This window comes from Jatrophihabitans fulvus (assembly GCF_054781375.1).
In genome coordinates, this window is sequence record NZ_BAAGUN010000003.1 from 179,600 (window position 1) to 194,663 (window position 15,064).

Below are 15,064 nucleotides of genomic sequence, written 5' to 3' on the forward strand. Positions count from 1 at the left end.
GGCCGACCCTAACCAGATCCGGTGAACGGACGAAGAAGTCCCACGGGATCTTCACCCCCGGCGCGGCCGCTGCCGGGCCGCCGTCTGGCAGGGTTGAGACGTGAGCATCCTCGACACCCCCGTGCAGACCCTGACCGGTGACGACACGACGCTGGCCGCCCTCGCCGACGGTCCCGTCCTCGTCGTCAACGTCGCCTCGAAGTGCGGTCTGACCCCGCAGTACGAGGGGCTGCAGAAGCTGTACGACACCTATCGCGACCGCGGCCTGTCCGTGGTGGGCGTGCCCTGCAACCAGTTCATGGGGCAGGAGCCGGGCACGGCCGACGAGATCCAGCAGTTCTGCTCGACCAACTACTCCGTGACGTTCCCGATGCTCGCCAAGACCGACGTCAACGGCGACGGCCGGCACCCGCTGTACGCGCAGCTGACCGAGGCCGCGGACGACTCCGGCGAGGCCGGCGACGTGCAGTGGAACTTCGAGAAGTTCCTGCTCGACCGCGACGGCACCGTGCTGCACCGCTTCCGCCCGCGCACCGAACCGCTCGACCCCACCGTCACCACGGCGATCGAGGAGGCCCTGGGCGACACCGCCCCGAGCGCCTGATGCGCCACGCCGACCGGCCCACCGTCGAGGTCGCGCTCGAGGTCGCCGCACCGCCCGAGGCGGTGTGGCCGTTGATCAGCGACATCGGCCTGCCGGTCGATGCGAGCGACGAGCTCGTCGCCGTCCGCTGGTCCGACGGCGACGGGCCCGCCGCCCTGGGCCGGACGTTCGTCGGGAGCAACCGCAACGACGTCTTCGGCGAGTGGGAGACCTCCGCGACGGTCGTGGTCTGCGACCCGCCCCGCGAGTTCGGGTGGGACGTCGGCGATCTCGACGAGCCGAACAGTCGGTGGCGGTTCCGCGTCGAACCGACCGCGACCGGCTGCACCGTCGCCCAGTGGGCGCAGCTGGGGTACGGCCCGTCGGGCATGCACATCGCCATCACGCGCTACCCGGAGAAGGAGGAGGCGATCGTCGCCTCCCGTCTGAAGCAGTGGCGCCGCGCGATGGAACGCACGCTCGCGACGGTGAAGGACCGGGCGGAGTCCGGACGCTAGTGCGGACGGCCACCACCGTCGAGTTCGGCGACGACCCCCACGGCACCGGCGAATTCGCGCGCGAATGCGAAAAACTAGGCCTGGACGTCTGCTGGGTCGCCGAGGCCTGGGGCGCCGACGCCGTCGCGCCGCTGGGCTGGCTGGCGGCACGCACCGAGCGCATGCTGCTCGGGTCCGCCGTGCTGCAGGTCGGCACGCGTACCGCCGCCGCGGTGGCGATGGCGGCGCGCACGCTGCAGCACCTCAGCGGCGGACGCTTCCTGCTCGGCCTCGGCCCGTCCGGACCCCAGGTGCTCGAGGGCCTGCACGGGGTGCCGTTCGGCCGCCCGCTGGCCCGCACCCGCGACACCGTCGCCGTCGTCCGCGCGGCGCTGGCTGGGGAGAGGGTGGCACACGAGGGCGCCACGCTCACCGTGCCGCTGCCGGGGGAGGCGCGCCCCATGAAGCTGTCGGGCGAGCCGGTCGCGGTGCCGGTGTACCTCGCCGCCCTCGCGCCCGGCATGTTGCGGCTCACCGGCGAGCTGGCGGACGGATGGTTGGGCACCAGCTTCGTGCCCGAGGCGGCGGCTGCCTACCTCGACCCGCTGCGTGCCGGTGCCGAGTCCGCCGGCCGCACCCTCGCCGACCTCGACCTGTGCCAGGGCGCCGAGGTGGCGTTCGTCGACGACGAGGACGACCTCGCCGCGCTGCTCGCCCCGCGGCGCCGCGAGCTCGCGTTCAGCCTCGGCGGCATGGGCAGCGCGACGACCAACTTCTACAACGACGCCTACTCGCGGCAGGGATGGGGCGAGGCGGCCGTAGAGGTGCGGCGGCTGTGGCAGGACGGCCGCCGGGACGCCGCCGCCGCGGTCGTCACCGACGAGATGGTGCTCGCGACGACGCTGATCGGCACCGAGCCGATGGTGCGTGAGCGGCTGACGGTCTGGCGCGACGCGGGCGTCGACACCGTCCGCCTGTACCCGGCCGGTCACACGGTCGCCGCGAGGCTCGACACGCTCGGGCGGGCCATCGATCTCGTGCGATCGCTCTGACGGACCCGGTGCCTGCGTGCCGCACCGGGTTCGCGGGCGGGATGCCGGGGTAGCCACCGTCCATGACCACCGCGCAGCAGACGAAGGCGAGGGCGGAGCAGGCGAGCAACGGCCGGGCCGTCGACCGGGTGGCCCGGGTCGGACTCACCGCGCACGGCGCCGTGTACGTGCTCATCGGCATCCTCGCCCTCGCCCTCGCGTTCGGCGAGCGCAGCCAGGAGACCGACCAGCGCGGCGCGCTCGAGGAGCTCGCGTCGCACAGCGGCGGCACCGTGCTGGTGTGGATCCTGGCCATCGGGTTGTTCGCCTACGCCCTGTGGCGCCTGGTCCAGGCGGTGTTCGGGTCCGCGGTCGACGGGGAGGACGCCAAGGGACGCGCGCAGTGCGCGATCCGCGCGGTGATCTACGGGTTCCTCGGAGTGACAGCGGTGCAGGTCGCGGCCGGATCCCGCGGCAGCCAATCGGGCAAGTCGAAGGGGCTCACCGCGGACGTGCTGCAGGCCAACGGCGGACGCTGGCTGGTCGGCGTCGTGGGCGTCGTCGTCGCCGGCGTCGGGTGCTACCTGGCGTACGAGGGGCTCGCGAAGAAATTCGAGGACGACTTCAAGCTCGGTGAGATGCGACCGCGTGAGCGGCGGACGGTCGAGGTGCTCGGCGTCGTCGGCAACACCGCGCGCGGCGCCGCCGTCGTCATCACCGGCGTGCTGGTCGTGCTCGCTGCGGTGCAAGCCGACCCGAAGGAGGCCGGCGGCCTCGACCAGGCGCTGCGCAAGCTCGCCTCGAACGGGTTCGGCACCGTCGTGCTCGTCGTGATCGCCCTCGGCCTGCTGGCCTTCGGCGTGTTCGGCTTCGCCGAGGCGCGGTGGCGGCGCACCCGCTGACACCGTCCCCGAGGTTGCTGCGGGGGGTTACGTTCGGTTCATGCAGCTCGGAGTGCACCTCGCAAATCTGACCTACCCCGCCGGTCCCGAGGGACTGGCCGACGACCTGGCCCGCGTCGCGAAGCAGGTCGAGGACGCCGGCTTCACGAAGCTCAGCGTCATGGACCACGTGTTCCAGATCGGCCCCGTCGGCCCGATCGACACCGACATGCTCGAGGCGTACACGACGCTCGGCTTCCTCGCGGCGCACACCGAGCGCATCGAACTGCTGTCGTGGGTGACGGCCGCGGTGTACCGCGAGCCCGGCCTGCTGGCGAAGATCGTCACCACCCTGGACGTGCTGTCGAAGGGTCGCGCGTGGCTGGGTATCGGCGCGGCGTGGAACGAGGAGGAGTCCCGGGGCCTGGGCCTGTTCTTCCCCGGGACCGCCGAGCGGTTCGAGCGGCTCGAGGAAGCGCTGCAGATCTGCCTGCAGATGTGGAGCGCCTCGCAGGACGCGTACCGCGGCAAGCACTACACGCTCGAGCGCACCCTCAACGTGCCGCAGGCGATCCGGCGGCCGCACCCGCCGATCCTCATCGGCGGAGGCGGCGAGAAGAAGACTCTGCGCCTGGTGGCGCAGTACGCGCAGGCGTGCAACCTGTTCGGTGGTCCCGAGCTCGAGCACAAGCTCGACGTGCTCAAGCGTCACTGCGACGACCTGGGCCGCGACTACGACGAGATCGAGAAGACCGTCATGACCCAGCTCGATCCGGGCGCCGACGGCGAGAACGTCGACGCGACCCTCGAGGAGCTGCAGCGTCTCGCCGGCCTCGGCGTGCAGCACGTGCAGACGCAGATCCCGGACGTCACCGACGGCCGCCGCATCGCCGTCTACGCCGAACGGGTCATCCCGCAGGCGGCCGCGTTCTGAACCGAGGTCCCGGGCGGGTCCGGGCCGACGCCCGGGCGAACGGGACGCGGGAGACGGTGACACGTGCCAGCACGCTGGTTATCTTGACCGCATCGCACCCTTGACCCCGACCCGCGACGCGGACGCGATCCGCGCGGTGCGCTCTGCCCACACGACGTTCCTCGAGTCGGGCACGGCGCCGGGGGTCCGTGACCTGGTGGCGGCGTCGTGGCGCCGCTCGGCCGCGGCGGGTGTCGACGTCGACTCACCCCTGCCGCCGGTGTCGCTCGACGGCGCCGAACTCGCCGGCTATCGCGAGGCCCATCCGCTGTCGCGCGTGTTCCCGCTGCTCTACGACGTGCTCGGCCGCGCCGCCGAGGAGTGCGACGCCGTGATGGCGGTGGGCGACGCCCACGGCCAGCTGCTCTGGATCTGCGGACGCCCGGCAGTGCTCGACGCCGCCCAGCGCATCAACTTCGTCGAGGGCTCGCGCTGGGACGAGGTGCACGCCGGCACCAATGCCCCCGGTACCGCGCTGCAGCTCGACTCGCCGGTGCAGATCCACGCGTCCGAGCACTTCGCCCGCCCGGTGCAGCACTGGAGCTGTTCGGCGGCCCCCATCCACGACCCGAGCACGCAGGCGATCCTGGGCATCGTCGACATCACCGGCGGCGACGACGTCGCCTCACCGCAGACCCTGGCGATGATCCGCGCGGCGGCGCGCATGGCCGAGGCCGAGCTGGGCCGGTTGACCGCGCAGTCCGGGCGCCACCGGCTGTGGACGCCGCCCCCGGCCGGCGTCCGCGCCGAAGGTCTGGGCCGTCCCGACTGCGTCATCGAACGGGGCGGACGGTCGGTGCGGCTCAGCCCGCGCCACAGCGAGATCGTCGTCATCCTCTCCGGTGCGCCCGCGGGCATGAGCGGTGACGAGCTGGCCGTGCAGATCTATCGCGACGACGTGCGCACCTCGACCATGCGGGCCGAGCTGACCCGGCTGCGCTCGCTGCTCGGCGGCGACCTGCTCGCGTCCCGGCCCTACCGCCTCGGCGGTGAGCTGGTCTGCGACTGGGTCACCGTGCAGCGCGAGCTCGACGCCGGACGTCCTGGTGCCGCCCTGCGTCACTACAAGGGACCGCTGCTGCCGCACTCCGACGCCCCGGGCGTCGTCGAGCACCGCGACCGGCTCGAACGGCAGCTGCGCAACGCCGTGCTCGCGTCGGGCGAGATCGACCTGATGGCGGCCTGGACGCGCTCGCGCTGGGGCGCCGACGACCGCGACGTCTGGCAGCGGCAGCTGGAGCTCGCGCCGGACGACTCGCCGCTGCGCACCGTCGCCGCCACCGAGGTCGCCCGCCTCGACCGGGAGTTCGGCAGCGCCTGAGCGCGAGTAGCACACCCCGTCCGTCCCCGGGTCAGGACCTATTCCCCGTTGAGTTGACCTCCCGGGGGCGACACGATCCACAGGCCGTGCACGGGGGTGACGGCGTTGTGACAGATCCGGGGGGATCTTCTTGTCTGCTCGCCGACGTTCCGGCTCGACCACCACACTGATCGGGGCGGGTGCCGCCGGCGCCGCAGGCCTCGCTGCCGTCCTGGGTCTCGCGCCGGCCGCGCACGCCGCGCCGGCGTCGTCCGACGCGCCGAAGGCACAAGCGCCGGAGAAGGTGCGGCCGAAGATCGCGCCGAGCTCGCAGGAGTCCACCAGCCCAGATGTCGAGCCGCACTTCGGGCGTCAGAAGTTTCGGGTGGGCGTGCAGGTGAAGGACGGCTCGTACGTGCCCGACGGCACCTCGACGGTAGGCACGAAGATCACCATCACGTGGACGGGTGACGACATCGAGAGCGGAAGCCGCAGCGAGACCTGCACGACGAGCCAGTCGACCGTCGAGGACGGCAGCACGGCGAGCTACTGCCTCGCGCCCCAGTCGAAGCTCGAGCGCCGCGCCGCGCTGCACCAGACGCCGACCCAGGGCATGCTGCCCTCCGACCAGACCTGGTACGCGAACGCCGGTGAGACGGTGACGATCAAGCAGGTCACGGTCAACGAGAATCTCCTGATCGACCCGGCCACCGCGACCATCGAGCCATGTGAGGTCGCCGAGGCCGGCGACTTCTTCTGCTTCACCCCGGACAATCCGTACGAGAAGTCGACCGACGTCGTGTTCGACGACGCGGGCCTGCCGCCGGTGGCGGAGGACGACTCGGCGACGACGAAGTACGGCACGCAGGTGTCGATCCCGCTCAGCGACAACGACACCCCCAAGGCGCCGGTCAAGAACTTCGAGCCGGTGACGAAGCCGAAGCACGGCAAGGTCGGCTTCGGGCTCACCGACGACGGCGCGGACGGGATCGGCAGCTACGCCGCGCAGTACACGCCGGACAAGGGCTTCATCGGCACCGACAGCTTCACCTACTCGATCACGACCGCGAACGGCACCGCCACTGCGACCGCGACCGTCACGGTCGACGGGCCGCCGCCCACCGCGGTCGACGACAGGGCGAGCACGAGCGAGGGCAAGGCCGTCGTCATCAAGGTGCTCGCGAACGACAGCGCCAACTACCCGAACGGCACGCCCGAGATCAGCGGCATCACGCGGCCGAAGCACGGCGACTTCGCCGACGCGCCCGGCTTCGAGCTGAAGTACGTGCCGAAGAAGGGCTTCACCGGCACGGACACGTTCCGGTACACGATCGACACGCCCTACGGCACCGACACCGCCACCGTGACCGTGACGGTCACCGGCCTCGGCGTCGACGCCAAGGTGAAGAAGCGCGACAAGCGTGACGAGCTCGCCGACACCGGCACGCAGTCGGCCGAGCTGGTCGGCTACGGCACCGCCCTGGTGATCGGCGGCGGTCTGGCGATCGGCGCCGGAACGCGTCGCCGCCGCCGCGCGCGGCATGCCGCCCGCTGACGCACCCGCCCGCCGGGCCGCGTCCGGCCCGCGGTGGCAGTGCATCGTCACCGAGGCCGGGCGCCCCGTCCGCTTCGTGTTCGTCGCCAACGAGCGGCACGGTGACTCCGAACGGGTCGAGCTCGGCGGCCGCGACGCCGAACGCTTCGTCGGGGACGACGCCGTCGCGATCGCGACCTACGACGAGGACGGGGTCGTCACCCGGCTGCACGTGACGTCCGCTTTCGCGCCGGCGGCGCCGCCTGTCTGGTTCGCCGAACTGCGCGAGAGCGCGGCCCGTCCGCCCGCGGTGAACCTGCTGGCCTTCACGGGCGCCGGAACGCCCACCGGCGCCGTGCTCGACCGGGCGGCGCTGCGCGAGGTACCCGTGACGTCGGAGGACCAGCTCGGCGCGATCCGGTGGTACCCCGGCACCGGCGAGGTCGACCAGGTGTACGTGCAGCCCGCGTGGCGCCGCCGCTCCGTCGCCACCGTGCTGACCCTGGGCGCGTCGACGTTGAGCATGGCGCGACGGTGGCCGCGGCTGTGGGGCGACGGTCAGCGGACGACGCTGGGAGAGGCGTTGCGCGCCGGGTCGGTGTGGCGTGACCGCACGGCCGACCTCACCCATGTCGCGCCACCGATGACACCGGGTGACCAGCCGGACTGAGCCATGCGCGAGGTGGGTAGAACGGAACACACAGCTGCCGCCTGGGAGAGCACCGTCATATTGCTACTCGCCAGTAACTTCGGCAGAGTGTTACGAGAACGTGTCGTGACGTTCCGCATCGGCGAACCGTCCGACCACCTTCTGGCGACGCGGTGTCGCCGGGACCCAGTGCAACCGAAGGGGTCAGCGAACGCATGAACATCGTCGTGCTGATGAAGCAGGTGCCCGACACCGAGGGCGACCGCAAGCTCGACTCGTCCGACAACACCGTCGACCGCAACGCGGTCGATCCGGTGATCAACTACATCGACGAGTTCGCGATCGAGGAGGGCCTGCTGCTCAAGGAGGCCCACGGCGGCGAGGTCACCATCCTCACCGTCGGGCCGGAGCGGGCCACCGAGTCGATCCGCAAGGCGCTCTCGATGGGCGCCGACAAGGCCGTCCACATCCAGGACGAGGCCATCCACGGCTCCGACGCCATCGGCACCGCCAAGGTGCTCGCCAAGGCGCTCGGCAGCGTCGAGTGGGACGTCGCCATCGCCGGCTCCGAGGCCACCGACGCCCGCGGCGCGGTCGTCCCGGCGCTGCTCGCCGAGGTCCTCGGCGCCCCGCAGCTGACCCAGGCCCGCAAGGTCGAGGTCGACGGTTCGACGATCACGATCGAGCGCGTCACCGACACCGGGTACGAGAAGGTCCAGGCCTCGACGCCGGCCGTCATCAGCGTCGTCGAGAAGATCAACGACCCGCGCTACCCGTCCTTCAAGGGCATCATGGCCGCGAAGAGCAAGCCGATCGAGGTCAAGGGCCTCGGCGACATCGGCCTCGACGCCGGCGAGGTCGGCCTGGCGAACTCGTGGACGCAGGTCGCGTCCTTCGAGAACGCCCCGCCGCGCGAGGCGGGCCAGACCGTCAAGGACGAGGGCGACGGCGGCGCGAAGATCGCCGACTTCCTCGCGTCCAAGAAGCTGATCTGAGCCGCCGCGCTCGTTGACGACAACCGAAGGAGACACTGACATGGCCGAGGTTCTCGTCCTCGTCGACTCGCTCGACGGCAAGGTCAAGAAGCCCACGCTCGAACTGCTCACCGCCGCCCGCCAGCTCGGTGAGCCCAGCGCCGTCGTCGTCGGCAAGCCCGGCGACGCCGCCGCCCTGAAGGACCAGCTCGCCGAGTTCGGCGCCGCCAAGGTCTACGTCGCCGAGAGCGACGAGATCGCCGGCTACTCCGTCGCCCCGAAGGCCGAGGCGCTCGCCGCCGTGGCCGCCCAGGCGTCGCCCGCCGCGGTGCTCGTCTCGTCGAACTCCGAGAACAAGGAGATCGGGGCCCGCCTCGCGCTCAAGCTCGAGAGCGGCCTGATCTACGACGCCGTCGGCTTCGACGCCGAGGGCAACGTGCACCAGCAGATCTTCGGTGCCGCCGTCGAGGTCACCTCGAAGGTCAGCAAGGGCACGCCCGTCATCACGGTGCGCCCGAACTCCTTCGCGCCGGAGCCGCAGACCGGCGCCGCCGAGGAGGTTTCGGTCGGCGTCGAGCTGTCCGACGCCGCCAAGGCCGCGAAGATCGTCGACACCGTCGTCGAGGAGAAGGGCTCGCGCCCGCAGCTCGCCGACGCGTCCGTGGTCGTCTCGGGTGGCCGCGGCATCGGCAAGGCCGACAACTTCGAGATCATCGAGAAGCTGGCCGACTCGCTCGGCGCGGCCGTCGGCGCCTCGCGTGCCGTCGTCGACGCCGGCTGGGTGCCCCACGCGATGCAGGTCGGTCAGACCGGCGTCACCGTCTCGCCGCAGCTGTACCTGGCCGTCGGCATCTCCGGCGCCATCCAGCACCGCGCGGGCATGCAGACGTCCAAGACGATCGTCGCGATCAACAAGGACGCCGAGGCGCCCATCTTCGAGATCGCCGACTACGGCGTCGTCGGTGACCTGTTCGCCGTCGCCCCGCAGCTGACGGACGAGATCACCAAGCGCAAGAGCTGACCTCAGCGCTCGATCACGGGCCGGTCGCCTTCGGGCGGCCGGCCCGTTTCGTGCTCCCGGCACAGCGGATTTGACCTCAACCGCGGTTGAGGTCGGATAGTGGACACATGAACCTGCGACTCGACGACGAGCCGCGGTCGATCTTCTCCGGACGGGTCCGGGCCACGACGATCGGCATCCTGATCCTCGTCAGCCTGATCGCCTTCGAGGCGATGGCGGTCTCGACCGCCCTGCCCACCGCGGCGCGCGAACTGAACGGCGTCGGCGCCTACGGGTGGGCCTTCACCGGCTTCCTCGTCGCGAACATCATCGGCATGGTGATGTCCGGCCAGCTGAGCGACCGGCGCGGCGCGGCACTGCCCCTGGCGTGCGGCCTCGTCGCGTTCGTCGCCGGCCTCGCGCTGGCGGGCGCCGCGGTCACCATGCCGATGCTCATCGCCGGACGCGTCGTGCAGGGCATCGGCTCCGGCCTCATGATCACCGCGATCTACGTGATCGTGGGCCAGGCCTACACCGACGAGCTGCGGCCCTCGCTGTTCGCGGCGTTCTCGTCCGCATGGGTCGTGCCCGGCCTGGTCGGACCACTGCTGTCGGGCACGATCACGCAGCACCTCACGTGGCGGCTGGTGTTCCTCGCCATCGTCCCGTTCGGTGTCCTCGGCGGCGTGCTGCTCCTGCCCGTGCTCCGCACGCTCGCGCGCCCGGAGGCCACGACCGGTCCGGGGGCGCTGCGCCGGCTGCTGCTGGCCGTCGCGGTCGCCGGGGGCATCGCCCTGCTCGAGGCCGCCGGTCAGCACCCGTCCGCCGTGCTCGGCGTCGTCGCGCTCGCCGGCCTGGTGGCCATGGTGTGGGGGCTGCGCGGACTGCTGCCGCCGGGCACGATGAGCGCCCGTCCCGGGGTGCCCGCGCCCGTCGCGCTGCGCGGCCTGCTGGCCGGCGCCTTCTTCGGCCTCGAGGCGATCCTGCCGCTGGCCCTGTCTGTGCAGCACGACTTCAGCGCCACCGCCGCCGGACTGCCCCTGACCATCACCGGTCTGACCTGGGCGGTGGGCTCGTGGTGGCAGAGCCGCGCCCGCGACGAGGCGGGCAATCGCCGGCGCATCGCGCTCGTCCGCGCCGGGTTCTGCTTCGTGACCGCCGCCGCGATCGGGTTCACCGTGACCGTCCTGCCCGACACCCCGGGCTGGGTCGTCTACCCGGTCTGGCTCACCGGCGGGTTCGGCGCCGGCCTCGCCATGGCCTCGCTCGGGGTGGTGCTGCTGCGCCACACGAGCGACGCCACCCGCGGGCAGGACTCCGCCGCCCTGCAGCTGTCGGACGCCACCACGTCCGCGCTGACCACAGGCGTCGGCGGCGTGCTCGTGGCCGCCGCCGCCCGCGGCACCATCGGCTACACCGCCGCGTTCGTCACGATCGGCGCGGTCATGGCGGTGCTGGCGGTGCTCGGCGTCGTCGCTGCCGGACGATTGCGCCCGCCGGACGCTGCGGCAACGGTCACGCAGGAGGAAGTCGCGGCGGCGCCGGTGTAGCTCTCTACACTCGGAAGGCGATGCCCTACCTCGATCACGCCGCGACGACGCCGATGCTCGACGAGGCCCGTGCCGCCGTCGCCGAGGCGATGGGCCGGGTCGGCAACCCGTCGTCCCTGCACGGCTCCGGACGGCGCGCGCGCCGCTCGATCGAGGAGTCCCGCGAGCAGCTGGCCGAGGCTCTGGGCGCCCGCCCGTCCGAGATCGTCTTCACCGCCGGCGGCACCGAGTCGGACAACCTCGCTCTCAAGGGCCTCTTCTGGGCCCGCCGGGACGCCGACCCCCGCCGAACCCGCATCGTCACGAGCCGGGTCGAGCACCACGCGGTCCTCGACGCCGCCGAGTGGCTCGAGCAGCACGAGGGCGCGACGGTCACCTGGCTCGACGTCGGTTCCGACGGCCGGGTCGACCCCGCCTCGCTGCGTGACGCGCTCGGTTCCGGCGACGACGTCGCCGTGGTCAGCGTCATGTGGGCCAACAACGAGGTCGGGGCCGTGAACCCGATCGCGGAGCTGGCCGCGCTCGCCCACGAGGTCGGCGTGCCCTTCCACACCGACGCGGTGCAGGCAGTGCCGTCGCTGCCGGTCGACTTCGCCGCCAGCGGCGTCGATGCGCTCACCATGACCGGACACAAGCTGGGCGGCCCCGTCGGCACCGGCGCGCTGCTGCTGCGGCGCACCGCGGCGTGCGTCCCGTTGCTGCACGGCGGGGGACAGGAACGCGACGTCCGCTCGGGCACCCTCGACGTCGCCGGCGCCGCCGGGCTCGCGGTCGCCACGGCGACGTGCGCCGCGCGCCGTGCGGCGACGGGGGAGCGGGTGCGCGACCTGCGTGAGCGGCTGGTCTCCGGCATCGCCGGTGCCGTGCCCGATGTGATCGTGCACGGCCCCGCCGACGCCGCGCTGCGGCTGCCCGGCATCGCGAACCTGGCGTTCCCCGGCTGCGAGGGCGACGCGCTGCTCATGCTGCTCGACGCCCACGGCATCGAGTGCTCCACGGGCTCGGCCTGCTCGGCCGGCGTCGCGCAGCCGTCCCACGTGCTCACCGCGCTCGGTGCGGACGCGGCCGAGGCGCGCGGCTCGCTGCGCTTCTCGCTCGGCCACGACTCGTCGTCCGCCGACGTCGACGCCGTCGTCGCGGCCATCGGGCCGGCGGTCGAGCGGGCCCGCAAGGCGTCACTGGCGGTGACGCGGTGAAGGTCATCGCCGCCATGTCGGGCGGCGTCGATTCCGCGGTCGCGGCCGCGCGTGCGGTCGACGCGGGCCACGACGTCACCGGGGTGCACCTCGCGCTGTCGCCGGCGCCGGCGACGCTGCGCCACGGGGCGCGCGGCTGTTGCACCCTCGAGGACGCCAACGACGCGCGCCGCGCCGCCGACGTGCTCGGCATCCCGTTCTACGTGTGGGACCTCGCCGAGCGCTTCCGCGAGGACGTCGTCGACGACTTCGTCGGCGAGTACGCCGCCGGTCGCACCCCCAACCCCTGCCTGCGGTGCAACGAGAAGATCAAGTTCTCGGCGGTGCTCGACCGCGCCGTCGCGCTCGGGTTCGACGCCATCGTCACCGGTCACCACGCCCGCCTCGAGAACGGCGTGCTGCGCCGCTCGGTCGACGCGGCGAAGGACCAGTCCTACGTGCTCGCCGTCTGCACCCGGGAGCAGCTGTCCCGGGCGATGTTCCCGCTGGGGGACACCACCAAGGAGCAGGTGCGGGTCGAGGCGGCCGAGCGCGGCCTCGCGGTCGCCGCCAAACCCGACTCGCACGACATCTGCTTCATCGCCGACGGCGACACCCGCGGCTTCCTCGCCCGCCGTCTCGGCACGGCGGACGGGCCAATCGTCGACGCGGTCTCGGGCGACGAGCTGGGGCGGCACGCCGGTTCGCACGGTTACACCGTCGGCCAGCGCCGCGGCCTGGGCATCGCGCAGCCCGCGGCCGACGGCGAGCCGCGCTACGTGCTGTCGATCCGTCCGGCCGACAACACCGTCGTCGTCGGCCCGCGCTCGCTGCTCGACGCCACCCACATCGAGGCCGACCGTGTCGTCTGGACGTCCGGGGCCGTTCCCGGTCTCGAGTTCGACTGCACGGTTCAGCTGCGCGCGCACGGGATGACCAGCCCGGCGACCGTCCGGGTGTCCGACCACGGCGTCACGGCCGAGCTGCACGCACCGCAGAGCGGGGTCGCCGGCGGGCAGGCCATGGTCATGTACGACGGCGACGGACCCGACGCGGCCGTTCTCGGGGCCGGCACCATCACCGCCGCCTCCGGTGCCACCGCCGCGGCGCCGGCGTGAGCGAACGTCCCTGGCCCGCGGGGGCGGCCACCGGCATCGGATCGCTGCCCGGCACCGATGCCGGCGAGGCGGCCGCGCTGGTGTTCGGCGAGCTGCCCGAGCTGCCCCACCTCGCCGAGCTGCCCGCCCGCGGTCCCGGCGCCCAGATGATCGGCCGCGCCGCCGCGCTGCTCGTCGAGCTGCCCGTCGAGATCGCGCCCTCCGGTTGGCGGTTGGCCGGCCGTCCGGGGCGTGACCTCACCCGCGCCCGCGACCTGCTGGCCCGCGACCTGGACGCGCTCGAGGAGCACGGGTCGGGGTGGACCGGTGCGCTCAAGCTGCAGGCCACCGGCCCGTGGACGCTCGCCGCGTCGCTCGAGCTGCCCTCGGGCCATCGGGTCGTGTCCGATCACGGGGCGGTGCGCGACCTCACCGAGTCGCTGGCCGAGGGGCTGCGCGCCCACCTCGCCGACGTCGTGTCCCGGTTGCCCGGAGCCGTGCCCGTGCTGCAGCTGGACGAGCCCGGCATCGCCCCCGTGCTCGACGGACACGTCCCCACGCCCTCGGGGTACGGCACCGTCCGCGCCGTCGACCGCGCCGTGGTCGAGCAGCGGCTGCGGGACGTGCTCGCGGTGGCACCCGAGGGCGGACGGGTCGTGCACTGCTGCGCGCCGTCCGCGCCCGTCGGGCTGTTCGCGGCGGCCGGGGCGGACGCGGTTTCGCTCGACGCGGCGCTGATCACGTCCGCCGGCTACGACGCGCTGGGTGAGTTCGTCGACGGCGGTGGCGCGCTGTGGCTCGGTGTCGTCCCGACGACCGGACCCGAGGTGGGCTACGAGAAGGCGCGGGAGCGGACGCGCACCCTGTGGGGCGAGCTCGGGTTCGGTGCGGCCGAGCTGCCGGGCGCGGTGGTCCCGACGCCGGCGTGCGGGCTCGCCGGGGTGCCGCACGACCGGGCGCGGCGGGCGCTGCGCGCCGTCCGCGACGTCGGCCGCAGCCTCGTGGACGAGGGCTGATCCACAGGTTCGGCCATGATCCACCCGGGTAAGCCTCACCGCGACATCACCCCGCGACAGGAGACCCCGTGCGCCGTCCGACCCGAGTTGCCGGCACCGCCGCGCTGCTGCTCACCACCGCCGTCGTGCTGAGCGCCTGCTCCTCCGACGGCGACGGCGGCGCACCCCCGTCGTCGGCGCCCTCCGTCGCGTCGTCCGCACCGTCGTCCGCTCCGTCGTCGGGGACGGCGGCTTCGTCGGAGTCGTCGTCGGGGGCTTCGTCGGGGGCGTCGTCGGGCAGCGCCGCGCTCGAGCCGGCGCTGCTGCCGGCGTCGGACTTCGGGTCGGACTACCGCCGCGAGGTCGGAGACACCGGCGACCGCGACCCGCTTCCGTGCACGCCGAACGACCCGCCGCTGGTGCAGCAGGTGCCGCCGCAGCAGTACCTCAACGGCACCTACGTCCGCACCGACCGCGCGATCCAGGTGACCGAGAACGTGTTCGTGTTCGCCGACGACTCGGCCGCCGAGCGCTACGTCGCCGCCGCGCAGAAGGGCCTCGGCTGCGGCAGCGGGCGGATCGGGAACGAGAGCTTCAAGATCTCGGCGGGCACCCGGTTCTCGACGGGCACCGACTCCGACGACGCCATCGGCTGGGATCTCGCGACCTCCGGTTTCAAGGGGACGCTCGCGCTGGTGCGGCTCGACGAGAAGATCGTTGCGTTCACCTTCATCGCCACGAACGCGGCGGCGAACGAGCTGCAGCCCCGGCCGATCGTCGAGAAGGGCGTCGCGCGGGTCGACGCCGCGCTGTAGCGCCTCCGGA

The 15,064-nt window shown here is 72.9% G+C and carries 15 protein-coding genes; all 15 read left to right on the forward strand.

Annotated features, from left to right (window positions below; translation table 11 throughout):
• Window positions 1–100: 100 nt before the first annotated feature.
• The 15 genes from ACYVP9_RS12785 (at window position 101) to ACYVP9_RS12855 (ending at window position 15,054) form a co-directional block, all read left to right on the forward strand.
• A complete protein-coding gene (locus ACYVP9_RS12785) occupies window positions 101–604 on the forward strand; it encodes a glutathione peroxidase (RefSeq protein ID WP_460605253.1) in 504 nt (167 codons plus the stop codon).
• A complete protein-coding gene (locus ACYVP9_RS12790; RefSeq protein WP_460605254.1) occupies window positions 604–1,101 on the forward strand; it encodes an SRPBCC family protein in 498 nt (165 codons plus the stop codon). Before ACYVP9_RS12785 ends, ACYVP9_RS12790 begins: the two co-directional genes overlap by 1 nt.
• Window positions 1,101–2,132, forward strand: coding sequence for an LLM class oxidoreductase (locus ACYVP9_RS12795; protein ID WP_460605255.1), 1,032 nt, complete (start codon window positions 1,101–1,103; stop codon window positions 2,130–2,132). The genes ACYVP9_RS12790 and ACYVP9_RS12795 overlap by 1 nt, the downstream gene beginning before the upstream one ends.
• Window positions 2,133–2,194: 62 nt before the next feature.
• Window positions 2,195–3,013: a DUF1206 domain-containing protein gene (locus ACYVP9_RS12800; protein ID WP_460605256.1), complete on the forward strand. Its 819-nt coding sequence runs from the start codon at window positions 2,195–2,197 to the stop codon at window positions 3,011–3,013.
• A gap of 40 nt (window positions 3,014–3,053) precedes the next feature.
• The gene (locus tag ACYVP9_RS12805; RefSeq protein ID WP_460605257.1) at window positions 3,054–3,926 is read left to right on the forward strand and encodes an LLM class F420-dependent oxidoreductase; all 873 of its coding nucleotides are present in this window, start codon (window positions 3,054–3,056) and stop codon (window positions 3,924–3,926) included.
• Window positions 3,927–4,026: 100 nt separating this feature from the next.
• Entirely contained in the window at window positions 4,027–5,286 is a 1,260-nt protein-coding gene (locus tag ACYVP9_RS12810) for a sigma-54-dependent transcriptional regulator family protein (RefSeq protein WP_460605258.1), read from the forward strand.
• Between the two features lie 130 nt (window positions 5,287–5,416).
• On the forward strand, window positions 5,417–6,820 hold the full coding sequence (locus ACYVP9_RS12815; RefSeq protein ID WP_460605259.1) for an Ig-like domain-containing protein: 1,404 nt from the start codon (window positions 5,417–5,419) through the stop codon (window positions 6,818–6,820).
• Window positions 6,807–7,469 (forward strand): hypothetical protein, encoded by a 663-nt coding sequence (locus ACYVP9_RS12820; RefSeq protein ID WP_460605260.1) that lies wholly within the window; start codon window positions 6,807–6,809, stop codon window positions 7,467–7,469. Before ACYVP9_RS12815 ends, ACYVP9_RS12820 begins: the two co-directional genes overlap by 14 nt.
• A gap of 194 nt (window positions 7,470–7,663) precedes the next feature.
• A complete protein-coding gene (locus ACYVP9_RS12825; protein WP_460605261.1) occupies window positions 7,664–8,443 on the forward strand; it encodes an electron transfer flavoprotein subunit beta/FixA family protein in 780 nt (259 codons plus the stop codon).
• 40 nt (window positions 8,444–8,483) lie between these two features.
• Window positions 8,484–9,443: an electron transfer flavoprotein subunit alpha/FixB family protein gene (locus ACYVP9_RS12830; RefSeq protein WP_460605262.1), complete on the forward strand. Its 960-nt coding sequence runs from the start codon at window positions 8,484–8,486 to the stop codon at window positions 9,441–9,443.
• Window positions 9,444–9,550: 107 nt separating this feature from the next.
• Window positions 9,551–10,972: an MFS transporter gene (locus ACYVP9_RS12835; RefSeq protein ID WP_460605263.1), complete on the forward strand. Its 1,422-nt coding sequence runs from the start codon at window positions 9,551–9,553 to the stop codon at window positions 10,970–10,972.
• 20 nt (window positions 10,973–10,992) lie between these two features.
• Window positions 10,993–12,168: a cysteine desulfurase family protein gene (locus ACYVP9_RS12840; RefSeq protein WP_460605264.1), complete on the forward strand. Its 1,176-nt coding sequence runs from the start codon at window positions 10,993–10,995 to the stop codon at window positions 12,166–12,168.
• Entirely contained in the window at window positions 12,165–13,265 is a 1,101-nt protein-coding gene (gene mnmA, locus ACYVP9_RS12845) for a tRNA 2-thiouridine(34) synthase MnmA (RefSeq protein WP_460605265.1), read from the forward strand. The genes ACYVP9_RS12840 and mnmA overlap by 4 nt, the downstream gene beginning before the upstream one ends.
• Window positions 13,262–14,260 (forward strand): methionine synthase, encoded by a 999-nt coding sequence (locus tag ACYVP9_RS12850; protein WP_460605267.1) that lies wholly within the window; start codon window positions 13,262–13,264, stop codon window positions 14,258–14,260. The genes mnmA and ACYVP9_RS12850 overlap by 4 nt, the downstream gene beginning before the upstream one ends.
• Before the next feature lie 68 nt (window positions 14,261–14,328).
• A complete protein-coding gene (locus ACYVP9_RS12855) occupies window positions 14,329–15,054 on the forward strand; it encodes a hypothetical protein (protein ID WP_460605268.1) in 726 nt (241 codons plus the stop codon).
• The last annotated feature ends 10 nt before the right edge of the window (window positions 15,055–15,064 follow it).